The sequence below is a fragment of the Candidatus Pelagibacter sp. PS_43 genome (assembly GCF_059417795.1).
On sequence record NZ_CM182066.1, the window covers coordinates 94,535 to 119,265 of the forward strand.

21 protein-coding genes, 2 tRNA genes, 1 rRNA gene and 1 riboswitch are annotated in these 24,731 nt (G+C 30.4%); of the genes, 19 read left to right on the forward strand and 5 right to left on the reverse strand.

Translation table 11 applies throughout. From position 1 onward, the window contains the following. The first annotated feature begins 21 nt into the window (after nucleotides 1-21). From AC5SLL_RS00525 to argF, 3 genes are read left to right on the forward strand one after another with little or no spacing between them, the layout of a single operon-like run. Nucleotides 22-834: an ABC transporter permease gene (locus tag AC5SLL_RS00525; RefSeq protein ID WP_494586663.1), complete on the forward strand. Its 813-nt coding sequence runs from the start codon at nucleotides 22-24 to the stop codon at nucleotides 832-834. Nucleotides 835-837: 3 nt separating this feature from the next. Continuing rightward, a complete protein-coding gene (locus tag AC5SLL_RS00530; RefSeq protein WP_494573269.1) occupies nucleotides 838-2,004 on the forward strand; it encodes an aspartate aminotransferase family protein in 1,167 nt (388 codons plus the stop codon). Nucleotides 2,005-2,006: 2 nt separating this feature from the next. Then, nucleotides 2,007-2,936, forward strand: coding sequence for an ornithine carbamoyltransferase (gene argF / locus AC5SLL_RS00535; RefSeq protein WP_494586664.1), 930 nt, complete (start codon nucleotides 2,007-2,009; stop codon nucleotides 2,934-2,936). On the opposite strand, the gene AC5SLL_RS00540 is transcribed toward argF, so the two are convergent. Then, entirely contained in the window at nucleotides 2,928-3,467 is a 540-nt protein-coding gene (locus tag AC5SLL_RS00540; protein ID WP_494586665.1) for a c-type cytochrome, read from the reverse strand. The genes argF and AC5SLL_RS00540 overlap by 9 nt on opposite strands. 104 nt (nucleotides 3,468-3,571) lie before the next feature. Here AC5SLL_RS00540 and kdsB point away from each other — a divergent pair, with 104 nt between their 5' ends. The 5 genes from kdsB to recR all read left to right on the forward strand — a co-directional run bounded on the left by kdsB (nucleotide 3,572) and on the right by recR (nucleotide 7,904). Then, entirely contained in the window at nucleotides 3,572-4,315 is a 744-nt protein-coding gene (kdsB, locus tag AC5SLL_RS00545) for a 3-deoxy-manno-octulosonate cytidylyltransferase (RefSeq protein WP_494586666.1), read from the forward strand. 1 nt (nucleotide 4,316) lies between these two features. Beyond that, the gene (locus AC5SLL_RS00550) at nucleotides 4,317-5,147 is read left to right on the forward strand and encodes a prephenate dehydratase domain-containing protein (RefSeq protein WP_494586667.1); all 831 of its coding nucleotides are present in this window, start codon (nucleotides 4,317-4,319) and stop codon (nucleotides 5,145-5,147) included. A gap of 142 nt (nucleotides 5,148-5,289) precedes the next feature. Next, complete coding sequence (dnaX, locus tag AC5SLL_RS00555; protein ID WP_494586668.1) at nucleotides 5,290-6,978, forward strand: DNA polymerase III subunit gamma/tau; 1,689 nt, start codon at nucleotides 5,290-5,292, stop codon at nucleotides 6,976-6,978. Continuing rightward, on the forward strand, nucleotides 6,971-7,288 hold the full coding sequence (locus AC5SLL_RS00560) for a YbaB/EbfC family nucleoid-associated protein (RefSeq protein ID WP_494573275.1): 318 nt from the start codon (nucleotides 6,971-6,973) through the stop codon (nucleotides 7,286-7,288). The genes dnaX and AC5SLL_RS00560 overlap by 8 nt, the downstream gene beginning before the upstream one ends. A gap of 4 nt (nucleotides 7,289-7,292) precedes the next feature. Continuing rightward, nucleotides 7,293-7,904 carry a recombination mediator RecR gene (gene recR, locus AC5SLL_RS00565; protein WP_271516506.1) on the forward strand — a complete coding sequence of 204 codons (612 nt, stop codon included), beginning with the start codon at nucleotides 7,293-7,295 and terminating at the stop codon, nucleotides 7,902-7,904. Here recR and AC5SLL_RS00570 read toward each other — a convergent pair. Beyond that, nucleotides 7,891-10,077: a malate synthase G gene (locus tag AC5SLL_RS00570; protein ID WP_494586669.1), complete on the reverse strand. Its 2,187-nt coding sequence runs from the start codon at nucleotides 10,075-10,077 to the stop codon at nucleotides 7,891-7,893. The two genes, recR and AC5SLL_RS00570, sit on opposite strands and share 14 nt — an antisense overlap. Nucleotides 10,078-10,160: 83 nt before the next feature. After that, nucleotides 10,161-10,247, reverse strand: a riboswitch (glycine riboswitch). Between the two features lie 89 nt (nucleotides 10,248-10,336). On the opposite strand from AC5SLL_RS00570, the gene AC5SLL_RS00575 reads away from it, so the two are divergent. Then, nucleotides 10,337-11,443: an acetyl-CoA carboxylase carboxyltransferase subunit alpha gene (locus AC5SLL_RS00575; protein WP_494586670.1), complete on the forward strand. Its 1,107-nt coding sequence runs from the start codon at nucleotides 10,337-10,339 to the stop codon at nucleotides 11,441-11,443. Here AC5SLL_RS00575 and secA read toward each other — a convergent pair. Next, entirely contained in the window at nucleotides 11,438-14,002 is a 2,565-nt protein-coding gene (gene secA / locus AC5SLL_RS00580) for a preprotein translocase subunit SecA (RefSeq protein WP_494586671.1), read from the reverse strand. The two genes, AC5SLL_RS00575 and secA, sit on opposite strands and share 6 nt — an antisense overlap. 65 nt (nucleotides 14,003-14,067) lie before the next feature. Between secA and argJ the strand changes: the two genes are divergently transcribed. Further along, a complete protein-coding gene (gene argJ / locus AC5SLL_RS00585) occupies nucleotides 14,068-15,369 on the forward strand; it encodes a bifunctional glutamate N-acetyltransferase/amino-acid acetyltransferase ArgJ (RefSeq protein ID WP_494586672.1) in 1,302 nt (433 codons plus the stop codon). A 41-nt stretch (nucleotides 15,370-15,410) separates the two neighbouring features. Beyond that, nucleotides 15,411-15,839 carry a DUF1178 family protein gene (locus tag AC5SLL_RS00590; RefSeq protein ID WP_494586673.1) on the forward strand — a complete coding sequence of 143 codons (429 nt, stop codon included), beginning with the start codon at nucleotides 15,411-15,413 and terminating at the stop codon, nucleotides 15,837-15,839. On the opposite strand, the gene ubiG is transcribed toward AC5SLL_RS00590, so the two are convergent. Beyond that, complete coding sequence (gene ubiG, locus AC5SLL_RS00595; protein WP_494586674.1) at nucleotides 15,836-16,558, reverse strand: bifunctional 2-polyprenyl-6-hydroxyphenol methylase/3-demethylubiquinol 3-O-methyltransferase UbiG; 723 nt, start codon at nucleotides 16,556-16,558, stop codon at nucleotides 15,836-15,838. The two genes, AC5SLL_RS00590 and ubiG, sit on opposite strands and share 4 nt — an antisense overlap. Before the next feature lie 67 nt (nucleotides 16,559-16,625). On the opposite strand from ubiG, the gene AC5SLL_RS00600 reads away from it, so the two are divergent. Genes AC5SLL_RS00600 through AC5SLL_RS00620 form a run of 5 tightly spaced genes read left to right on the forward strand, consistent with a single transcriptional unit; the run spans nucleotide 16,626 to nucleotide 21,357 of the window. Then, the gene (locus AC5SLL_RS00600; RefSeq protein WP_494586675.1) at nucleotides 16,626-17,837 is read left to right on the forward strand and encodes an aspartate kinase; all 1,212 of its coding nucleotides are present in this window, start codon (nucleotides 16,626-16,628) and stop codon (nucleotides 17,835-17,837) included. Nucleotides 17,838-17,840: 3 nt separating this feature from the next. Next, a complete protein-coding gene (gene ispG, locus AC5SLL_RS00605; RefSeq protein WP_494586676.1) occupies nucleotides 17,841-18,941 on the forward strand; it encodes a flavodoxin-dependent (E)-4-hydroxy-3-methylbut-2-enyl-diphosphate synthase in 1,101 nt (366 codons plus the stop codon). Beyond that, nucleotides 18,941-20,014 carry a peptide chain release factor 1 gene (gene prfA, locus AC5SLL_RS00610; protein WP_494586677.1) on the forward strand — a complete coding sequence of 358 codons (1,074 nt, stop codon included), beginning with the start codon at nucleotides 18,941-18,943 and terminating at the stop codon, nucleotides 20,012-20,014. Before ispG ends, prfA begins: the two co-directional genes overlap by 1 nt. Before the next feature lie 2 nt (nucleotides 20,015-20,016). Beyond that, a complete protein-coding gene (gene prmC, locus AC5SLL_RS00615; protein ID WP_494586678.1) occupies nucleotides 20,017-20,859 on the forward strand; it encodes a peptide chain release factor N(5)-glutamine methyltransferase in 843 nt (280 codons plus the stop codon). Nucleotides 20,860-20,874: 15 nt separating this feature from the next. Continuing rightward, a complete protein-coding gene (locus AC5SLL_RS00620; RefSeq protein ID WP_494586679.1) occupies nucleotides 20,875-21,357 on the forward strand; it encodes a DUF4167 domain-containing protein in 483 nt (160 codons plus the stop codon). On the opposite strand, the gene AC5SLL_RS00625 is transcribed toward AC5SLL_RS00620, so the two are convergent. Beyond that, nucleotides 21,354-22,658, reverse strand: a complete 1,305-nt coding sequence (locus AC5SLL_RS00625; RefSeq protein WP_494586680.1) for a M23 family metallopeptidase — start codon at nucleotides 22,656-22,658, stop codon at nucleotides 21,354-21,356. The genes AC5SLL_RS00620 and AC5SLL_RS00625 overlap by 4 nt on opposite strands. Nucleotides 22,659-22,988: 330 nt before the next feature. Here AC5SLL_RS00625 and AC5SLL_RS00630 point away from each other — a divergent pair. The 3 genes from AC5SLL_RS00630 (at nucleotide 22,989) to AC5SLL_RS00640 (ending at nucleotide 24,723) form a co-directional block, all read left to right on the forward strand. Beyond that, nucleotides 22,989-24,463, forward strand: a 16S ribosomal RNA gene (locus AC5SLL_RS00630). 98 nt (nucleotides 24,464-24,561) lie between these two features. Beyond that, nucleotides 24,562-24,638: transfer RNA gene (locus AC5SLL_RS00635), tRNA-Ile, on the forward strand. 9 nt (nucleotides 24,639-24,647) lie between these two features. After that, nucleotides 24,648-24,723: transfer RNA gene (locus AC5SLL_RS00640), tRNA-Ala, on the forward strand. Nucleotides 24,724-24,731: the final 8 nt, after the last annotated feature.

Below are 24,731 nucleotides of genomic sequence, written 5' to 3' on the forward strand. Positions count from 1 at the left end.
AAAACTTATAAATGATTACTTATGGTTGAATTGAATAAAAAATATCATATTGGTGTAAAGAAATTTGGTCTTGTTAATTGGATTGGTTTTATAAGCTTGTGGCTTAAAGAATGCAATAGGTTCATGGCAGTTTGGCAACAAACATTACTATCTCCACTTGTATCCAGTCTTTTATTTTTATCAGTATTATCTTTGGCGCTAGGAAATAATAGGGGAGACGTTCTTGGTTACTCATTTATTAGTTTTCTAGCCCCGGGATTAATTGCTATGAGCATTTTAACCCAATCATTTAGTCATTCAGTTTCATCATTAATGATAGGAAAAATTCAAGGAAATATCGTGGATATGCTTTACGCACCCTTATCTGCATTTGAGGTTTCAATGGCAATAATACTTGCAGCCTTGACTAGAAGTTTCTTGATTGCAATCATTTCAATTGGAGTTTTTTCTTTGATAGTTGAAATACCTATTAATAATTTTTTATATATTTTTATATTTGGTTTTTTAAGTGCATTTATTTTAGGAAGCTTGGGCTTTATAACAGGACTATGGGCTGAAAAGTTTGATCATACAGCTACAGTAACTAACTTTGTTATTACCCCTTTAAGTTTTTTATCAGGAGTTTTTTATTCAATTGATAAGCTTCCACAATTTTTTCAAACCATAAGTCATCTTAATCCTTTTTTTTATATGATTGATGGTTTTAGGTATGGTTTTTTAGGAAGGTCTGATGGATCAATAAGTATAGGTTTAATATATTTATTAATACTAAGTATTTTAATATGGTATGTAGCTTTTTTTCTTTACAAAAAAGGTTATAAAATTAAATCTTAATAAATGAGCGCTTTAGCAAAAAACTATAACAGAAGACCTATTTCATTTAAATATGGAAAAGGTAGTTTTTTATATTCAACTAATGGAAAAAAATACTTAGATTTTGTTCAAGGCATCGCAGTTAATTCTTTAGGACATGCTAATCCATATTTAATAAAAGCAATAAACAAACAATCAAAAAAATTATGGCATATATCAAATGCATTTATAATTCCAGAGGGAGAAAGATTGGCTGAAAGATTAACAAAAAAAACTTTTGCTGATTTTGTTATTTTTCAAAATAGTGGAGCTGAAGCAACAGAAGCAGCAATCAAGGCTGCCAGAAGGTATTTTTACTCAATAGGGCAACCTTCAAAAAACAGAATTCTTTGTATTAAAAATTCATTTCATGGCAGAACATTAGCAGCAATATATGCTAGTGGATCAAAAAAAATGACTGAAGGGTTTGGTCCTAAAGTTGATGGATTTGATCATTTTGAATTTGGAAATCACAAAAGTTTAATAAATTCTATCACAAAAAAAACAGCAGCTATAATGATTGAAACTGTTATGGGTGAAGGAGGAATCAAAGCAATACCAGACTGGTGCCTAAAAGAGTTGAGAAAAATCTGTAATAAGAAAAAAATTTTATTAATTTTAGATGAGGTTCAGTGTGGCATAGGAAGATCTGGAAATTTTTTTGCTTTTGAAAATTCAAAAATTAAACCAGATATAGTACCAATAGCTAAAGGCATAGGAGGGGGATTCCCGCTTGGCGCACTTTTGATGAATAAAAAAGTTGCATCAGGAATGACAGTGGGTACTCATGGATCAACCTTTGGAGGAAATCCACTGGCAATGTCTGTTGGGAATGCGGTATTAGATCAAATATTTAAAAAAGGATTCCTTAATAATGTTAAAAAATTATCAAAATATTTTAATAAAGAATTAAATGAAATTAAAAAAAAATTCCCTAATGTCATTAAAGAGGTAAGAGGAGTTGGTTTACTTATTGGATTACAACTGCATGGGGATCAGACAAAATTTATTCAAAAGTTAATGGATAATAAGCTTTTAACAATCAGGGCTGGAGAAAATGTAGTAAGAATATTACCACCACTCAATGTTAAGAAACAAGAAATAGATTTAGCTATAAATATCATTAAAAAAGTTTGTTCAACTTTTAAATAACAATGAAACATTTTATTACTCTTAAAGATATTCCAGCAGCAGATCTTAGAAAAATTATTACTGATGCAAAAAAAAGAAAATTAAAAAGAAAAAAATTTAACACTTTAGATGTAGATAAAGACCAACCTCTAAAGGGTAAATTACTCATTCAAATGTTTGAAAAAGCAAGTTTAAGAACAAGATTAAGTTTTTATCTAGCAATAAAACAATTAGGTGGAGGAACCATAACTCTTAGAGCAAATGAGTTGCATCTTGGAAAAGGTGGTGAAAGTTTAGCAGATACAGCAAAAATTTTATCAACCTATGGAGATGGTTTTATGTTGAGAACTGATAGTGATAAAAAAATTGAAGAATTTAGTAAATATTTAACAATGCCGGTTATCAATGGTTTGAGCCCCTCATCTCATCCAACTCAAGTTCTTTCAGACATTTTTACAGTCGAAGAGATAAAGAAAAAATCAATCTCAAAATTAAATATTTGTTGGGTTGGAGATTCAAACAATGTTTTGAATAGTTTAATTGCAGCATCAGTTAAGTTTTCATTTAAATTAAACATTGCTTGTCCAAAAAATTATGAACCTAAAAAATTTGTAATTGATTGGGCAAAAAACAACAAAGGTAAAATTTTCATTTTTAATGATGCTAAAAAAGCTGTTAAAAATGTAGATGTGATTTTTTCAGATAAGGTTATCTCACTAAATGACAATGTAAATAAAACAAATAAGATTAGAGCTTTTAACAATTTTAAGATTAATTCTAAATTAATTAGTTTTGCAAAAAAAGATGCAACTTTTTTACATTGTCTTCCTCGAGGTGAAGAAGTTACTGATGAAGTTTTTTTAGGGAAAAATTCAGAGGTTTGGTTACAAGCACTCAATAGAGTTCATGTTCAAAAAAGTATTCTTTTATATTGTTTTGAAAAATTAAGGTAAAGGAATTGGGTTATCACTATTTTGATTTAGGTATTTGATAACAGAAGCTCTATCTGTTTCTTTTCTTAAACCAGCATAGGACATTTTTGTTCCCTTAAGGTAAGAGGCTGGTTTTGTTAAAAAACCATTTAGTTCTTTAAATGACCATTGTTTTCCATACGTCGCTAACGCTTTAGAATATTTATAATCTGACACATGACCAACTTTACTTCCAACTACACCATAAAGTGCAGGTCCAATTTTGTTAGCTCCACCTTTTTCAATAGAATGACAAGCTGCACATTTTTTGAATATTTTTTCTCCAGCTGCCACGTCTCCTAGTGCCATGATAGCAACTATATCAATTTTTTCTTTCACTTCAGAAACTTGTGTTACTAAAGAAGTAGACTGGTTTTCAATCTCGACTTGATACCCTGGATTTTTTGGTTGTTTTACATGAAAAACACCATCGGCAAGTTTACCTAAGCCAATGACCAAAAGAGCAACCAATAGAATTGAGGCAATTATTTTATTTAACTCAAACGAATCCATATATATTTAATTAATTTTGCAGATATAACATGATAATAAAAAAAAAACTCAAATTTTAATTTTTAATTTTGCGTCTAACAGACGCACAAGTTACAGGTTTTATAATGGTTAAAACATTAATTTTAATTCCTTCAAGAATGTCAGCATCCAGATTACCTGGAAAGCCTCTTTTAAAAATTAATAATTTATCAATTATTTCTCATGTTTTTAAAAGAGCTGTGGAGGCCAATATTGGTGATGTGGTAGTTGCAACAGAAGATCAGGAAATATTAGAGGATGTAACCAAGAATGGTGGAAAGGCAATTTTAACTGGCAGTCATCATAAAACTGGTACAGATAGAATTTTTGAAGCTTATAAAAAACTTAATCTAAAAAATATTGATTACATATTGAATCTTCAGGGAGATGAACCTGATATTAATAAAAATGATATCGTAAATTTAAATAATTTTATGATTAACAATAATTCAGCAATTGGAACATTGGCTGCAAAATTAAAAGATGATGCTATGCTCGAAAATGAAAATGTTGTTAAAGTTTTTACAGAAAAAGAGATAGTAAATGATAATTTTCCATTAGCAATAAACTTTAGTAGAAAAAGTATGCCTTCAAGTAATTTAAATGTTTATCATCATATTGGAATATATTCATATAAGACAAATATATTAGAAAAATTTATAGATTTAGATCAAACTATAAATGAAAAAAAAAATAGATTAGAACAATTAAGAGCGCTTGATAATAATATAAAAATTAATGTAGCTTTAGCAAAATATTCTCCTATTGGAATCGATACAGAAGAGGATTATCTGGCTATAAAAAAAATTATGGAATATAAATCACAATAGAATGAAAAAAATATATTTTCAGGGAACTTTTGGAGCTTACTCACATTTGGCAGCATTAGAAATAGATCCAAATTCAAAAATTATTCCATGTAAAACATTTGATGAATGTTTTTTAAAAGCCTCATCAGAGACAAATTCTAGAATAGTAATACCAGAATCAAATCGCATTACAGGAAATATTGGAATAGAGTACTTAATCTTTAAATACAGACTAAATATTTACGCTGAACATTTTCAAAAGATTGAACATAATTTATTAGGACAGCCTGATAGTAAGCTAAGTGATATTAAAGATGTGTTTTCTCATGCTCAGGCGTTATCTCAATGTTCAAAATTTATAAAAAAGAATAACTTTGTTGAGCATGTTCGAGCTGACACAGCGGGATCTGCTGAAAATATTTCAAAGAATAAAATTAAAAGCGAAGCAGCAATAGCATCATCATTGAGTGCAGAAATTTATAATTTAAAAATACTTGCTCCCAATATTGAAAATGAAAGTGGAAATGCAACTCGGTTCTTAATTATGGGAAAGGAAGTTTCACAGCCTAATTTTGAAAATAAAAAATACATAACCTCTTTTTTATTTAAACTTAAAAGCAAACCTGCTGCCCTCTATCAGTCGTTGGGAGGTTTTGCTATTAATGGTGTTAATCTTACAAAGCTTCAAAGTTATCCAGAGCAGAATTCATTCGAATCTTATTTTTTTCTATGTGATTTAGATGGCCACATAGAAGATACAAAAGTTCAAAAATCTTTGGAGGAATTGGGACTTCATTGTCAAGACTTTCACGTGCTAGGTGTTTTTGAGGCTGATAAATTTAGAGAAAAATAACCTAGAAACTTTTCTTGTAGATTAGAAAACATTACTGCTATAATAGTTTTGGAGGCTAGAGGTGAATGCTGCTTGAACCCGACCAGATCTTAACGGAAGCAGTCGTAGAGACAGTTTTTCAGGTTCTAGTCTCCTTAAAAAAATGAATAAAAATACAAAAGTTTTAGCTTTAAAATATAGACCTCAAACATTTGATGACCTTATAGGTCAAGATGTGGTGGCAGAAACTATATCTAATTCAATTAAGGCTAATAAAGTTCCAAATGCTTACCTTTTCACAGGAATTAGAGGAATTGGAAAAACTACCACAGCAAGAATAGTTGCAAAGTCTTTAAATTGTTCAAATGGCACTGATAACCCATGCAAAGAAAATTTTTGTGAAAATTGTACTGCAATTTCAAATTCAAATCATATTGATGTGTTAGAAATGGATGCAGCAAGTAAGACGGGAGTTGATGATGTAAGGGACCTTATTGAATTCTCAAGGTATGGTCCAACTACAGCTAAATATAAAATATTCATAATAGATGAAGTTCACATGCTCAGCAAACAAGCATTTAATGCTTTGTTAAAAACATTAGAGGAGCCACCAGAATATTTAAAATTTATTTTTGCAACAACTGAAATAAAAAAAATTCCAATTACAGTAGTATCGCGATGTCAAAGATTTGACCTATCTAGGATTAAATCATTTGAATTATTTAATTTTATTAAAGAAATTAAAAATAAAGAAAATGGCAATGCATCAGATGATGCACTTAAATTGATTGTTAAAATTTCTGAAGGATCAGTTAGAGATGCCTTATCATTGCTTGATAGAGCATTACTGACATTAGATAAAAATAGAGAATTAGATTTAAGTGCTGCTCAAAAAATATTTGGTTATTTCGATAAATCACAACTAATTACTTTGTTTGAACTTATATTTGAAGGCAAAGAAAAAAAAGTTTTAAACACTTACAGGAAAATATATAATCAGGGAGTTGAGCCTAAAATATTTATAAATGATTTCCTAGAATTACTTTATTATTTTAAAAATATTAATTCATTAGATATTGATGGAACAAATTTTTCTTTAAATGATGAAGAATTTAAAAAGATTCAAGAAATCTCAGGAAAAGTTAATAATGAAACTTTAATATTATTTTGGCAATTTACAATTAAGACTTTGGAAGAGCTAGATATTGTTTCTAATCAACATTTATCTATGGAAATGTTTTTAATTAGACTGACTCATTTAAAAGAAATGAATAAGCAAGTATTAGATATTGATGACGAAGAAGCATCTCAAAAAACTGAAAAAGTTAATTATGCCTCTTCTTTACAAACAAAAGATGATGATGATTTGTTTGGGATAAAAGACAAAGCAGAAACAATAGGTCAAATGAAAAATATTGTTCAAGAAAAAGATATGAAAATAAAAGATGAGGGGAAAGAAATTAAACTACAGACAAAACTTTTAAATTCATTTGATGATCTATTGGAATTATGTTCATCTAAAAAAGAAATTAAATTAAAATATGAATTAGAAAAGAATGTTAACCTTGTAAGTTTTGAAAACAAAAGAATAGAAATTTCTTTTAATGAAGATCTTGATAAAGATTTTATCAAAGACTTGTCTTTAAAACTTTATGAGTGGACAAACGAAAGGTGGATAATAACATTAAGTAAAACAAAGGGTCAGCCATCTAAAAAAGAAGAGGAAGTAAATTTAAAAAAAGAGTTAATTGACTCTGTAAAAAAATCTTCAATTTATAGGGATATTTTACAAAAATTTCCTGATGCTGAGCTAATTGATATTAAGCAAAGAGATAACAAAAAAAATGACTGATTTTACAAAAATTTTAAATAAAGCTAAGGAATTAGAAGCCAAAATGAAAGAGAGCCAGGAAAAAATTAAAAATATTCAGGCTGAGGGAACTTCAGGTTCCAACTCTGTAAAAGTTATACTAAATGGTGAAAACGAAATGATTAAAATAAATTTATCTGATGAAGTTATGAAAGAGGATAAAGTTATAATAGAAGACTTAATCGTAGCGGCTCACAATAATGCAAAATCAGAACTAAAGTCTAAAACATCTGAGGAACTTTCAAAATCCACAAGTGGATTTGACATTCCTGGTTTTAAATGGCCACTTTAATTCAATGCAAAATATTAGTGAAATAGATGAATTAATTAAATTAATTGCTAAGCTTCCAGGCTTAGGTCCTAAATCTGCAAAAAGAATTGTGCTAAAACTTATAAACAATAGAGATGAGTTGGTTAAACCAATGGCCAATACATTAGCCCAGGTTTATAAAAATGTAATTAGATGTCAATCTTGTGGAACTTTAAAATCAAACTCTGACGGTTGTAATAATTGTGAAAATACAAAAGAGAAATATAACAAAATATGTGTTGTTGAAGACATAGCTGACCAATGGTCTATAGAAAATTCAAATATTTTTAAAGGATACTTCCATATTCTTGGTGGAACAATTTCATCCGCTGGTCAGAGAAAAGAAGACCTTTTAATTAATTCATTGGTGGAGAGAGTTATTAGAGAAAATATAGAGGAAGTTATATTAGCCACAAGTGCAACTGTCGAAGGTCAAACAACAGCTTATTATATCCAAGATAGTCTTAAGCAAACTAAAACAAAAATAACGAAACTAGCACAAGGTCTGCCAGTTGGGGGTGAGATAGAAAGTCTGGATGATGGAACTTTATATTCTGCCTTTAAAAATAGATCAGGAATTAAAACTAATTCTGACTAGATTTTTTTAATAATCTATTTAGATGTAGTAAGGGCTCTGTATATCCAGAAGGCTGTTCTTTTCCTTTAAAAATTAAATCACAAGCTGTTTTAAACGCAACCGATTGATCAAAATTATCAGACATCATTTCATAGCTACCTCTTCCAGATCGAGTATAAGCGCCATCATTCTTATTTTGATCATCTACAATCTTTGCCATGTTTTTCATAATTTTTATTACTTGTTCCTTGGAACAAACACCATGATGAACCCAATTAGCAATGTGTTGAGATGAAATTCTTAAAGTAGCTCGATCTTCCATTAATCCAATATTATTAATATCAGGTACCTTTGAACAACCAACGCCATGATCAATCCATCTCACAACATATCCCAATAGAGTTTGTGCAGAGTTTGCAATTTCAGAATTTATTTCATCAACAGACCAGTTTGGTCTATCAGCTACTGGAATTGTTAAAAGATCATCTAACTTTGCAGCCTGTCTTTTCTGCAATTCTTTTTGTTGATCAAAAATATTTATTTCGTGATAATGAAGAGCATGAAGAGCTGCTGCTGTAGGAGAAGGTACCCAGGCACAATTAGCTCCGGCTTTAAGATGGCCAGTTTTTTGCTCCATCATATCTTTCATCCTATCTGGCATGGCCCACATACCTTTACCAATTTGTGCTACACCCGAAAAACCACACGCAAGTCCTACATCCACATTGTTATTTTCATATGCATTAATCCATTTTGAAGACTTCATATCTCCTTTTTTTATCATTGGACCTGCTTCCATTGATGTATGCATTTCATCACCAGTTCTATCTAAAAAACCTGTATTGATAAAAAATACTCTATTTTTCAGAGTTCTGATGCACTCTTTAAGATTAGACGATGTTCTTCTTTCCTCATCCATTATTCCAATTTTACATGTGTATTTTTCCAATCCTAAAACTTCTTCAACTTTAGTAAAAATTAAATTTGTAAATGAAGTTTCATCGGGACCATGCATTTTTGGTTTAACGATATAAATGGAACCTTTTCTAGAATTACTTTTTTTTTTGATATCGTGAAGGCAAGCTGCTGAAGTTATAAAGGCATCCATAATACCTTCTGGTATTTCAGAACCATCTTTTAAAGTGATTGCTGAGTTAGTCATAAGGTGTCCGACATTTCTTATTAATAACAAACTCCTTCCATGTAGTTTTAATCCTTTTCCATCTTTAGAAATATAACTTCTGTCAGGATTTAATTTACGTTCATATGTCTTTCCATTTTTTTCGAAAGTTGATTTTAAATCACCCTTCATAAGTCCAAGCCAATTACGATAGCAAATAACTTTGTCATCAGCATCAACCGCAGCAACACTATCTTCATTATCACAAATAGTTGAAACTGCAGCTTCAACAATAATATCGCTAATTTTAGCAGGATCTTGTTTAGAACTAAAAGCATTTGGATCTATAATTATTTCTATATGAAGATTATTATTTTTTAATATTATTGCTGAAGGATCATTAGCCTCTCCTCTATGACCAATAAATTTATCTTTATTTTTTAAAGATGTTTCAGCATTATCTTTTAATATTGTTAAAGAACCATTATCAATTTTAAACCCTGTAATATTATGCCATTCAAAATCTTCTAGAGGAAAATATTTTTTTAAAAAGTCTCTTCCATATTTTATAACCATTTCCCCTCTTAAAGGATCATATCTTTGATGGGCACTATCTTCAGATTGTTCAATTATGTCTGTGCCATACAAACTATCATATAAACTCATCCATCTAGCATTTGCAGCGTTCAATGCATATCTTTCATTCATGATTGGAACCACTAATTGTGGTCCAGCAATACTAGTTATTTCTTCATCAACGTTATTTGTTTGAATTTTAAAATCTGGACCTACTTCTTTTAGATAATCAATTTCCTTTAAAAATTTTTTATATTCCTCTAAATTTATTTCATTGCCTTTATTAGCAATATGCCAATTGTCTATTTTTTTTTGTAAATCCTCTCTTATTTTTAATAGTTCTTTATTTTTTGGGGCTAGCTCATGAACTGCTTTGTCAAAGCCTTCCCAGAATTTTTCAGAAGAAATATTTGTATCTTTAAGCAATTCTTCATTAATGAAGTTAAGTAATTGATTAGAAACTGATAGATTGTGTATTTTTGTATTTTGTTCTTTCATAGCACCCTTAATAATTACCCCATCTGTATTTTTGCCTGAGAGTTTTGCTCCATCGGCGAGATTTAATCTCTTTCCAGAGTGTTATGTTTTTATCGGTCCTTTTGCCTGAGAGTTTCCGGGGTGGTTGCTCCTTCGGCGCTATTATTATTAGTCTCTCCCGATTTATTTAAGAGTACATTTAAACAAGATTATGTCAAATATAAATTATTTAAAACATTTTATTGCCTTTTTTGTTAATTAAATATTAATAAAGTTGTTTATGAAAAATTATTTAAACTTTGAAACAGATATAAAAAATCTTGAAAATGAATTGGAAAAACTAAAGGATCCATATAATCAAGATGGGCTATCAGAAGTAGACACAAAAAAAATCTTACAATCACAAAAAGAAATAGATGAAAAGTTACAAGAGATTTATTCAAATTTAGATCCTTGGCAAACAACTTTAGTTGCAAGACATGAAGATAGACCTAAAGCAAAATTTTTTATAGATAATTTATTTGAAGATTTTATTTCATTGTCTGGAGACAGGTTTTATGGGGAAGATAAATCAGTAATAGCTGGGTTTGCAAAGTTTAATGAAAAATCAGTTTTGGTTATTGGACAAGAGAAAGGTGACACTCTTGAAACTAGGATGGAAAGAAATTTTGGAATGATGAGACCTGAAGGATATAGAAAAACAATTAGATTAATGAATCTGGCAAACAAATTTAATATCCCAATAATTTCATTTGTTGATACTCCTGGGGCTTATCCTGGTGTTGGAGCCGAGGAAAGAGGGCAGGCAGAGGCAATCGCAAAATCAATTGAATGTTGTATGTCATTAAATGTTCCAACTTTAGCCGTTGTAATTGGTGAAGGTGGGTCAGGAGGAGCAATAGCACTAGCCTCATCTAACAAAGTTATTATGTTAGAAAATGCAATCTATTCAGTCATATCTCCAGAAGGATGTGCAACCATTTTATGGAGAGATCCAAAGAGAACCTTAGAGGCTGCAAAAGCAATGAAATTATCATCAAAAGATCTCCTTGAGCTAAAGGTAATTGATGAGATCGTTGCAGAACCAATTGGTGGTGCCCACCGAGATAGAGATTTAATTTTGGATAACGTTAGAAGGTCAATCACAAATAATTTGAATGAATTTGAAAGTATGAGTGGAGAAGAAATTTTTAACCATAGAAAAAATAAATTTTTAAGCATTGGAAGAACAAAGGGCTTTGTAAGTCAACCAGATAATCTAAGTGTACTAAATATGCAAAAAAATAAGCTTCGTAGCTTTATTGAAAAATTTTTTAACGCTAAGATTTTTTTATCAATATTTGTTGCAGCAATTGTTTTGTTTTCTTATTTAGTTTTTTTTCTATAAAGCGCCACAGCAATTTTTAAATTTTTTACCAGTGGCCTCACACTTTTCGTTTCTTGATAGTTTTTGATCTTTTTTTTGTATCAATAAACATTTGGGGTCATTCGAAATTTGCTTCTTAATACGTTTAATTGTATTTTCATTTGGTTCTTGAACTATTTTTAGATTCATTAAAATTGTAACAAAATCAATTTTTAATTTATTTAGTAAATTTTCAAAAAGATAAAAGGCCTCTTTTTTATATTCAACCAGGGGATCTCTTTGACCATAAGACCTTAGGCCAATTACTTGTCTTAATTGTTCAAGATATTGGATATGAGATTTCCAATTTAAATCAATGCATTGAAGTAAAATTCTTTTTTCAATTTCTTTAGCTTTTTCTTCATTAAGCATATTAATTCTTTCATTTCTGGCTTCGATAAATTTAGAGGCTATCTTTTCCTTAAATTCTTTATCATTTAAATTTATAAGATTTTCAAATTCATCATCATCTACACTTTTTCCAACTAGAATTTTTAGTTGATTGTTGAATTCATTATTTTTAGTTTTTGATATTTTTTGGGATTTTAAAGAAATAAGATGATTTGTAATCTCTGATAAAAATTCATCAGAATAATCAAAAACTTTTTCATTATTCATCACATTATTTCTTTGAGAAAAAATAACATGTCTTTGATCATTCAAAACATCGTCAAATTTTAATAAGTTTTTTCTTATATCAAAGTTTCTCGCTTCAACTTTTTGTTGCGCACGCTCAAGGGCTTTATTTATCCAGGGATGATCGATACTTTCACCATCTTTTAGCCCAAGTTTTTGAAGAATATTATTCATAGACTCAGAACCAAAAATTCGCATAAGATCATCTTCTAAACTAACGTAAAATATTGAGCTACCTTCATCACCTTGTCTCCCAGATCTACCTCTTGCTTGGTTATCGACTCTTCTTGACTCCATTCTTTCAGTACCAATTACAAATAGTCCACCAAGTGATTTAATTTTATTTTTATTTTGCAGTAATTCTTCATCAGGCTGACTACCTTTCTTGCCACCCAACTGAATATCAACACCTCTTCCTGAAATACTTGTTGTAATTATAACTGAGTTCATTTTTCCAGCATTTGCAATGATTTCAGCTTCATTTTCATGATTTTTTGCATTTAATACTACATGTTTAATTTTTTTTTCATCTAATAGTTTAGAATAGATTTCAGACTTGTTGATGCTTGAAGTGAAAACTAAAATTGGCTGACCTTTTTCATGACATTCTAAAACTTTATCTATAATTGCTTTATTTTTTTCTAATTCAGTTCGAAAAATTTGATCATTCCAATCTTTTCTGATCATTTCTTTATTAGTAGGGATAACAACTACCATTAAATTATATATTTCATAAAATTCTTGAGATTCTGTTGCAGCTGTTCCTGTACATCCAGAAATTTTCTCATAAAGCTTAAAATAGTTTTGATAAGTTATTGATGCAAGGGTTTGATTTTCTGCCTGTACATCTATTCTTTCTTTTGCTTCAAGTGCTTGATGAAGTCCATCACCATATCTTCTGCCTTCTAATATTCTACCTGTCAATTCATCAATGATTTTTAAGGAGCCATCTCTTACAATATAATCTCTTCCTTTTTCAAATAAATGATTAGCCCTCAAAGATTGATTTACATGATGTACGAGACTTAGGTTTTCAGGATCATAGAAATTATTATTTTTTAATATTCCAGCATTTGAAAATATTTTTTCAACATTATTAATTCCTTCATTTGTTAATAATATATTTTTATCTTTTTCATCTATCTCATAATTTTCAGGAGTAAGTTTTTTAACCAATTTATCAATAGCAAGATATTGTTCAGTTTTATCCTCTGCAGCACCTGAAATTACAAGTGGCGTCCTAGCTTCATCAATTAAACAAGAGTCAACTTCATCAACAATTGTATACACATGACCTCTTTGAACCATTTGATCCTTAGAGAATTTCATATTATCCCTCAAGTAATCAAAGCCAAGCTCGCTATTAGTTGCATAAGTTATGTCAAAATTATAATTCTTTTTTCTTTCATGATCATCTTGGTCATTATTAATGTATCCAGATGTTAATCCAAGAAATTGATAGATTTCCCCCATTTCTTGAGAATCTCTTTTTGCCAAATAGTCATTTACAGTAACAATGTGCACACCTTTACCGCGTAAAGCATTTAGATAAGCTGCCAAACTGATAGTTAATGTTTTTCCCTCTCCAGTTCTCATTTCAGCTATCTTGCCTTCATGAAGAACAATACCCCCTATTATTTGAACATCATAATGCTTTTCATTTCTTGTTCTTTTAGATGCCTCACGCACAAGTGCAAAAGCTTCAGGTAAAAGACCATTTATATCTTCTCCATCACTTAGCCGTTTTTTAAGTTCTATTGTTTTTTTAGGAAAGTCTTCATCAGGAATGTCTTTAATCTTGTCTTCAAAAGAATTAACATTTTCAACAATCTTTGCAACTCTATCAAGCTCTTTTTGATTGCTTGATTTAATGAATTTTGAGATAAAATTTAAAGGATTAAGCATCTTATTTTTTGATATATAATTAATTACAGCTTTTAATATAAGTATTAAATATATATTTTAAACATATGCCATTAAATTTAAAAAACTTCGCAATCTCATTGGCCTCAATGTCAAAAATGCAAGACTTTCAAGATTTAGATCATATAGATGGACTTTCAATCTCAACAATTTGTGCAAATTTATATAACAAACCCAGAGATGATCTGGTTATGTTTTATTTTAGAGATGGAGCAAATTATGCATCTGTTTTCACACAATCTAAAATAATATCAGAAAACATAAAATGGAACTTAAATATAAAATGTAAAAAAATAAAGTCACTTTTGGTAAATACTAGAAATGCCAATGCATTTACAGGACCTGAAGGTTATAAGGCTCTAAAAGAAATAGCAGAGGAACTTTCAATACAGCTTTCAAAAAAACAAAATGAAGACGAAGATTTCCCCAAAAAAGTATTGGCAAATGAGATACTTTTTGGTTGCACTGGCACAATAGGTGAAAAATATCCTACAAAAAAAATAAAAGGCAATATTTCAGATTTAATAAAAAAAATTAGATACACACAGAATAAATCAATTTGGGTAAAAGCAGCCTTAGGAATAATGACAACAGATTTAAAACCAAAGCTTGCAATGGAAGAGTGTAAAATTGGTGATAAAAAAATAAAGATATATGGAATTGCAAAAGGTTCAGGAATGATTTTTCCAAATATGGCTACAACACTAGGCTATATTTTTACAGATGCAGATCTTTCAAATGATGTCTTAAGCAAATTGTTAAAAAAAAATATTGATACAACATTTAATGCAATTACATGTGATGGTGATACCAGCACAAATGATATGGTTTCAATATTTTCAACTGGTAAAGTAAAAAATCCAATAATTAAGAATATTACAGATAAAAAACTTTATAATTTTGATAAAGCTTTACACTCAGTATTATTAAATTTATCCAAAAGAATAGTTGCAGATGGAGAGGGTGCTACTAAATTTATATCAATAAGTGTTTTAAAATCAAAAACTCAGAGTGATGCAAAATCTGTAGCTTTTTCCATTGCAAATTCTAATTTAGTTAAAACAGCTATTGCTGGAGAAGACCCAAACTGGGGAAGAATAATAATGGCAATTGGCAAATCAGGAATAAATTTTGATACAAATAAATTATCAATTAATTTTGGCGATATAAAAGTTGTAGAAAATGGAAAAATTTTTAGTAATTATAATGAAAGTCAAGTTGCAACATACATGAAGAGCCCATCAATAGATATCTCGGTTAGCCTGAATTCAGGATCAAAATATTTCACAGCCTACACTATGGATTTAACAAAAAAATATATAGAAATTAATGCCGATTATAGAAGTTAATTTAATATTGAATTAAATAGTTATGTTATTATCTATAAAGCATGATCAAATATAAGCTTGTATGTAAAGATTGTGAAATAACTTTTGATAGTTGGTTTTCAACGTCTAAAGAGTATGAAAAACTCAAAAAGAAAAAATTTCTCAATTGTCATATTTGCAACTCACTCAATGTTGAAAAGACTTTGATGTCACCGAATATACTAATGTCCAAAAAAGATGTTGGTATTGATACATCAAGCCAAAAATATAAAAATATCAAAAAAACAATAAATAAATATCAAGATTTTATAAAAAAAAATTTTCAATATGTTGGTGAAAATTTTGCATATGAGGCTAGATCTATCCACTATAAAGATAAAAAATTTTCAAAGGGAATTTATGGCACTGCTACAAAGGAAGATATAAAGGAATTGAGAGAAGAGGGAATAGAGGCCGAGTTAATTCCCTGGATAAAAGAAAATACTAATTAAGTTTTAATAAATTTTGTAATATAATTAACTGAAGTATCATTACTGACCTTCCAGCTATTATTTAATATATTAAATTGCATACCATCTAATTTTTTTAACAATAGTTTATTTCTTTTTGAAATCTCTGTTAAATCCTCAGGCTTTACAAATTTTTCCCAATCATGTGTCCCTATTGGAAGCCATTTTAAAACATATTCAGCACCAATAATTGCAAAAATATATGATTTTAATGTTTTATTTAATGTAGCAATAAACATTATACCATTTTTTTTTAATAATTTAGAACTCTCTTTAATAAAAAAATCTATATCATTAACATGTTCAACTATTTCCATATTCAAAATTACATCAAATTTATTTGTAGTTTTTAATTTTTCAGGTGAACTAACTCTATAATCAATTTTAAGTTTATTTTTTTTTGCATGAAATTTAGCAACTTCTATATTTTGTTTCGAAGCATCTATCGCAGTTACATCAGCACCTAATCTTCGCATTGGCTCAGATAACAAGCCACCCCCACAACCAATATCTAACAGTTTAATATTTTTTAAAGGTTTAGCTAAGTCTTTAATTTTGAAATCTTTAATAATATTTTCTTTTATATATTTAATTCTTATAGGATTAAAATTGTGCAAAGGTTTAAATTTTCCATCAGGATTCCACCATTCTTCTGCAATTCTTGAAAATTTTTCTATTTCTTTTTTATTTATTGAATTCATAATAGATGACTTGTGGACATAACAATTAAGATGTATTTTATCAAACAAAAATTAAACAAAATTATCAATGAAAATTGTAGTATTAAAGTTTGGTGGAACGTCTGTTGGAAATATAGATAGAATTAAAAAAGTAGCAAAAATAATTGCCTCATATAAAAGAAAAAAACTTAATGTTATTGTGGTTTCTTCTGCAATGAGCGGAACCACTAATGATCTTATTAGAAAAACAGAAGAATTAAGCAATAATTTTGACTCTGCAGAGTATGATGTTTTACTTTCATCAGGTGAGCAAGCTGCATGTGCATTAATTGCTGGTAGACTTAAACATTTAGGTTTGAAAGCAAGATCATGGATATCTTGGCAACTTCCAATAATTACTGAAGGTCCTTATAGTGCTTCACGTATAAGTAAAATCAATAAAACTAAAATACTAACTTTTATGAAAACAGGTGGTATTCCTATCATAACTGGTTTTCAGGGAATTAATTTAGATAGTAGAATAACAACACTAGGTAGAGGAGGAACAGATGCTTCAGCCATAATGCTTGCAAAATTCTTCAATGCAGATGCATGTGATATTTATACCGATGTAGATGGTGTATATACAACAGATCCAAGAAATCATTCAAAAGCAAAAAAGATCTCTAAAATTTCATACGATGAGATGTTAGAGATGGCATCACTTGGGGCAAAGGTTATGCAGCCAACTTCAGTACAAGATGCTAAATTAAATAATATAAATTTTTCAGTAAAATCATCTTTTGAAAAAAAAAGAGGAACATTAATTACAGGAACTAAAAAAATATTTAGTAATCAAATAATTACAGGAATTACATCTACAAAAAATGATGCAAAGGTTACAATAGTAGGTGTTAAAGATAAACCAGGTGTAGCAGCAGCTGTTTTTAAACCATTATCACTAAATCAAATTAATGTTGATATGGTTGTTCAAAATATATCATTAAATGGCAAAGAAACAGATCTAACATTTACCATTAAATCTGAGGATTTGAAAAAGACTGAAAAAATAATTAAAAAAAATAAAAGAATTTCTTTTAGAAAATTCTCATATGATAATAATGTTTCTAAGGTTTCCATTGTTGGTGTGGGCATGATTACCACTCCTGGAATTACTTATCGAATGTTTCAAGCATTAGCTTCTAAAAAAATTAATATTATGGTCATTTCAACATCTGAAATTAAAATCTCAGTTTTAATTTCTAATAAACAGATAAAAAAAGCTGTAGCAGCACTTCATAAAGAATTTAAATTAGATTAATTAATGAGCCTTAGACCATTTAGAGATATCCATCGAAAAAAAACTAAAATCATCAATGTAGGTGAAGTTAAGGTTGGTGGAGACAATCCTATATCCGTTCAATCAATGACCAATACTTTAACGACTGATATTAAGGCCACCATAAAACAAATAAATGACATTCATGAAGAAGGAGCCGATCTTGTAAGAGTTTCTTGCCCAGATCAAGAATCTTCAATGGCACTTAAAGAAATTACCAAACATGTTTCTGTACCCATTATAGCCGACATTCACTTTCATTATAAAAGAGCAATAGAAGCAGCTGAAAATGGAGCAAAATGTTTAAGAATTAATCCAGGAAATATTGGAGACAAATTAAAAATTCACGATGTTTTAAGTGCTGCCAAAAATAATGGCTGCTCCATTCGAATTGGTGTCAATGCTGGATCTCTTGAAAAAGATATTCTAGATAAATATAAAGAACCATGTCCAGAAGCTTTAGTTGAAAGTGCTCAGAGAAATATAAAAATATTAGAAGATCAAGATTTTTTTAATTTTAAGATTAGTGTTAAGTCTTCAGATATCTTTTTATCTATGGCGGCATACCGACAACTCTCAAAAGTTACAGATTATCCTTTACATTTAGGAATTACCGAAGCAGGTGGATTTGTTTCGGGAAGTATTAAATCATCTATAGGCCTAGGTTCACTTTTATTAGATGGTATAGGTGATACTATAAGGATATCTCTTTCCGATGACCCAGTTAAAGAAATTAAAATAGGCAATGAAATACTTAAATCATTAAATTTGAGAAATAGGGGAGTAAAGATTATTTCTTGTCCATCTTGCGCAAGACAGGCATTTCAAGTAATTGATACAGTCAAAATCTTAGAAGAAAAACTTTCACATATAAAAACTCCTCTAACTTTATCAATTATTGGATGTGTGGTTAATGGGCCGGGTGAGGCTGCAATGACTGATATAGGAATAACGGGTGGTGGCAAAGGAAACAATATGCTTTATTTATCTGGCATTCAAAGTGAAAAAGTTTTATCAGAAGACATAATATCAAGAGTTGTTAAAGAAGTTGAAAAAAAAGCTGCTGAACTTGATAAAAAATTGTAATGATACCTCTAAAAACAATTGAAGATTTAATCTCAAAACATTCTGCTCTGGAAAAAGAGTTGTCAACAGGTGAAGTTGATAAAAAACTATTTGCTGAAAAATCTAAAGAGTACTCTGATTTAAATGATGTAATTGATGATGCTAAAAAATATTTTTCATATGAAGTAGAAAGAAAAGATTTAGAAAAAATTCTAGAAGATCCAAGTAGTGATAACGACTTTATAGGAATGGCAGAAAAAGAGTTGAAAGATCTTAAGTTAGAAAATGAAACAATTGAAAAAAAATTAAAATTATTTTTATTACCAAAAGACGAAGCTGATAAAAAAAATGCTATTATAGAAATTAGAGCTGGTACAGGCGGTCTAGAGGCTAGTTTATTTGCTTCAGATCTTTTTAAGATGTACGAAAAAGTTAGTAATAAAAAAAAATGGGAATTAGAATTAATTAGCATGTCTCAGAGTGAAGCAGGAGGTCTTAAAGAAGTTATCGCCTCTATTAGAGGAAAGAATATATACTCAACTCTAAAGTATGAGAGTGGAGTACACCGTGTTCAAAGAGTGCCAGATACAGAAACACAAGGAAGAGTTCATACTTCTGCTGCAACAGTAGCCGTCTTACCAGAAGCTGAAGAAGTTGATGTAAAAATCAATGATTCCGATTTGAGAATTGATGTCTTTAGAGCCGGAGGACCAGGGGGACAATCTGTTAATACAACTGATAGTGCAGTGAGAATAACCCATATTCCAACAGGTTTATCAGTTTCTCAACAGGATGAAAAATCTCAACATAAAAATAAAGCTAAAGGAATGAAAATTTTAAGATCGAGACTTTATGATTTAGAAAGATCAAGAATAGACCAAGAAAGATCGCAGGATAGAAAAAGTAAAATAGGTACTGGAGACAGATCAGAGAGAATTAGAACTTATAATTTTCCTCAAGGAAGGGTTACTGATCATCGTATCAATTTAACACTACATAAACTTGAAGAATTTTTAGAAGGAGAAGCTTTTGATGAAATGATTGAAACTTTAACTCTCCAAGCACAGGAAGAAAAACTAAGCAATCTTACATAGAAATGAATATAGAAAATATTCTAATTGAGGGAACCAATACTTTAAAGCAAAGTGGTGTGTCAAATCCACAGCTAGATTGTGAAATTTTATTATCTAACTCAATTAATAAAGATAAAAGATATATCATCCTAAATCCGAAACAAATTTTAAATGATGGGCAATTAAGTGATTTTAAGAGTCTTATTGAAAAAAGAAAAAAAGGAGAACCCATAGCTTATTTGATAAATAAAAAAGAATTTTGGAATAATGAATTTTTTGTTAATAAAGATGTTTTAATTCCAAGACCAGATACAGAATTAATAATTGAAGAGGTATTAAAAATATATTCAAAAAATACTCATCTTCAAGTTTTAGACATAGGTACAGGATCAGGATGTATTTTGTTATCAATATTAAAAGAAAGAAAATATTTCTATGGAACAGGAATAGATATTTCTAAAAAAAGCATAAATGTGAGTAAATTCAATGCAAAAAAGCTAAATTTAGAAAATAGGGCTAAATTTTTTCACTCTAGTGTTGACAATTTCACTATAGGCAAATATGATCTTATTGTTTCAAATCCTCCTTATATTGAATTAGTAAGTTTAAAATATTTGGAAAAAGATATTATTAATTTTGAACCAAAATTAGCTTTGAGTGGTGGATTTGATGGTTTTTCAAAAATCAGAAAAGTTATTAATAAAGCAAACTATCTGATAAAAAAAAATGGTAAATTTATTTTAGAGATAGGTTTTAATCAAAAAAATAAAGTTAAGGAAATATTAAAACAAGAGGGTTTTTATATAAATAAAGCTGTAAGAGACTATGGCAATAATGATCGCTGCATAATCAGCACTAAAATATAAATTAAAAATATAATTATGGTAACATTTAGAAGTAATAATTCAAATAACAACAGAAGATCTCCATTTAGAAATAATAATAACAGAAGACCCTCGTTTAGAAATAACAATGAAGGATCAAAATTTTCTAATAATGATAATTTTCAAAGAAAAGTTCCAGGTAGAAACAATCATAATGCTGTTAAACTAATTGAAAAATACAATGATTTAGCAAGAGAAGCTCTAGCCAATGAGGATAAGATTTTATCTGAAAATTATTTTCAACATGCTGATCACTTTCAAAGAGTTCAAAATGAACAAGAAAGTCTTAGAATGGCAAGAGTAAATTCATCTCCAACAGAGATAGTAAAGCCCATTACACCAGCAGATCAGATTGTAAAAGAAGCTAAAATAGAAGCACCTATTGTTAAAAAAGAAACTCAAGAGCAAGAGACAGAATTAAAAAAGCCTTCAAAAACAATTGAGAAAAAAATCGCAGAAAAAAAATCTGCGGCAGTTTAATTCAAGCCAATAATAAGCTCTGACTTTAAAACATCTAATTTAATTCGTGTAACCTCAAACAATTCTCTATTTTTACTTTTAAGAATTTTTCCAGAAGGCAGTTTTAGTTTTTGTGAATTAATTTTTTTTCCATTTTCTATAACTTCATAATGTAAATGGGGTCCAGTAGATTTTCCTGTTGAGCCAACATAGCCAATTATTTGACCCTGCTTAACTCTGACACCTTCTTTAATCCCTCGTGCAAAATTTTTCATATGAGCATAAATGGTTTCATATGTTGAGTTGTGTTTTATTTTTACGCAGTTTCCACCACCACCACACCATCTTGCTCTAGTAACGACACCACTTCCTGACGCCATAATAGGTGTGCCCATTGGTGCTGCAAAATCTGTTCCTCTATGCATTTTATTATAACCATCTATTGGATGTTTTCTCATTCCAAAAGCAGAGGAAAGTCTTGCACCGTTAATAGGAGTTTTCATTAAAGCTTTTTCAACACTCTTTCCATTTTGATCGTAGTGCCCCTCATTTCCTTTTTTATCAAAATAATATAAAGAATTATTTACTCCACTAAGTTTTAAATCTGCAAAAATAATATTTCCAGTTTCAAACACTTTTCCATTATCATCCTCAAATACTTCATACATAATTTGAAAATTATCATTTTTTCTAATATCTCTTTGAAAATCTACCTGAAAGCCATAGATTCTTGCAAACTCGATTATTATGTTGGGTTGAACATTAAGATCAATAGCGGTTTTATACAAACTTTGTAAAATCCTTCCTTCTTTAAAGATAATTTTTTTATTTAAGTTTGTAATAATTTTTTTTTTGTTAAATTTATCTGTGTCTAAATTTCTAGTTAACAAAATTTTTTCAGTTCTAGATACAGGGAATAAAAAAGATATAATTTTTTTATTATTTGATTGATCAATTGTAAATTTTATATCAAGATTACTTTTTAAATTGCTTAAGTTATAATCTGAACTTAAACTTTTTTTGATATCTAAAATTTCTTTACTTGGAATAGAATAGTTATTTAATATTTTATCAAATGTTTCACCACTAGATATTTTATGATCAATACTTTTATATCTAGGTTTTAGATTATCAAAAATTTGCTTTAAGCTTTTTTGAAAATAAATATTATTTATTACCTCTTTATAATTCTTATTAGTTTTCAATTTTTCATTATTATAAATTGTGGTGCTAAAAATTGTAAAGATCAGCAATAAAAAGAGTAAGAAAATCTCAGTATTTTTTTTTACTAATTTAGTTAATTTATTTAGACTAAAAATCATTTGGAATTTTCAATTATTAATTTAGTAATACCAAAAAATCAAAAAAAACCTTGTATTTACTGATGTATTTATTGATTTATTTAAATGCTAAAAGCTTGATTTACTTTTATTTTAGCTTATAAGCAGCACACTTTCTCAGTAAAATTATTGTTTATTCAATAGATTAGTGAGGATTATTGGGCGTTTTAGACCCAATTAGCTATTTTAAAAGTAAAAATTTAAGAAGAGAAGTGTGGACGGTTAAGGTTACCAAAATTTGTCGTACACACTTCAAAATCGTATGGATTGTATTCTTACAATTTATATATGAAGCTAGTGTGCGCCGTTTTTTAACTTGAGAGTTTGATCATGGCTCAGAACGTACGCTGGCGGCACGCCTAACACATGCAAGTCGAACGAAGTAGCAATACTTAGTGGCAGACGGGTGAGTAACATGTGGGTATCTACCCTTTGGCCTGGAATAACACGAGGAAACTTGTGCTAATACCGGATAAGTCTTTACGGAGAAAGCTTTATGCACCATTGGATGAGCCCGCACTTGATTAGTTTGTTGGTAGGGTAATGGCCTACCAAGACTATGATCAATAGCTGATTTGAGAGGATGATCAGCCACATTGGGACTGAGACACGGCCCAAACTCCTACGGGAGGCAGCAGTGGGGAATCTTGCACAATGGAGGAAACTCTGATGCAGCGATGCCGCGTGAGTGAAGAAGGCCCTTGGGTTGTAAAGCTCTTTCGTCGGGGAAGAAAATGACTGTACCCGAATAAGAAGGTCCGGCTAACTTCGTGCCAGCAGCCGCGGTAATACGAAGGGACCTAGCGTAGTTCGGAATTACTGGGCTTAAAGAGTTCGTAGGTGGTTGAAAAAGTTGGTGGTGAAATCCCAGAGCTTAACTCTGGAACTGCCATCAAAACTTTTCAGCTAGAGTATGATAGAGGAAAGCAGAATTTCTAGTGTAGAGGTGAAATTCGTAGATATTAGAAAGAATACCAATTGCGAAGGCAGCTTTCTGGATCATTACTGACACTGAGGAACGAAAGCATGGGTAGCGAAGAGGATTAGATACCCTCGTAGTCCATGCCGTAAACGATGTGTGTTAGACGTTGGAAATTTATTTTCAGTGTCGCAGGGAAACCGATAAACACACCGCCTGGGGAGTACGACCGCAAGGTTAAAACTCAAATGAATTGACGGGGACCCGCACAAGTAGTGGAGCATGTGGTTTAATTCGAAGATACGCGCAGAACCTTACCAACACTTGACATGTTCGTCGCGACTCTAAGAGATTAGAGTTTTCGGTTCGGCCGGACGAAACACAGGTGCTGCATGGCTGTCGTCAGCTCGTGTCGTGAGATGTTGGGTTAAGTCCCGCAACGAGCGCAACCCTCACTTTTAGTTGCCATCATTAAGTTGGGCACTCTGAAAGAACTGCCAGTGATAAGCTGGAGGAAGGTGGGGATGACGTCAAGTCCTCATGGCCCTTACGTGTTGGGCTACACACGTGCTACAATGGCATCTACAACAGGAAGCAAAACGGCAACGTTAAGCAAATCCCGAAAAGATGCCTCAGTTCGGATTGCACTCTGCAACTCGAGTGCATGAAGCTGGAATTACTAGTAATCGTGGATCAGCGTGCCACGGTGAATGCGTTCCCGGGTCTTGTACACACCGCCCGTCACACCATGGGAGTTGGTTCTACCTTAAGGCAAGGTTTCAAACCCTTGACCACGGTATAGTCAGCGACTGGGGTGAAGTCGTAACAAGGTAGCCGTAGGGGAACCTGCGGCTGGATTACCTCCTTTCTAAGGATGAGTGAAAGTAAAATTTCACTCTAAATAATATACATCGGTAATGTTGACCGTCCTCATTTCTCTTCTTAAAGTAATGTTTCCTTCTTGTAGGGCCGGTAGCTCAGTTGGTTAGAGCACACCCTTGATAAGGGTGGGGTCGAAAGTTCGAGTCTTTCTCGGCCCACCATACTTAACTGGGGGATTAGCTCAGCTGGGAGAGCGCCTGATTTGCATTCAGGAGGTCAGCGGTTCGATCCCGCTATCCTCCACCAGGAAACAT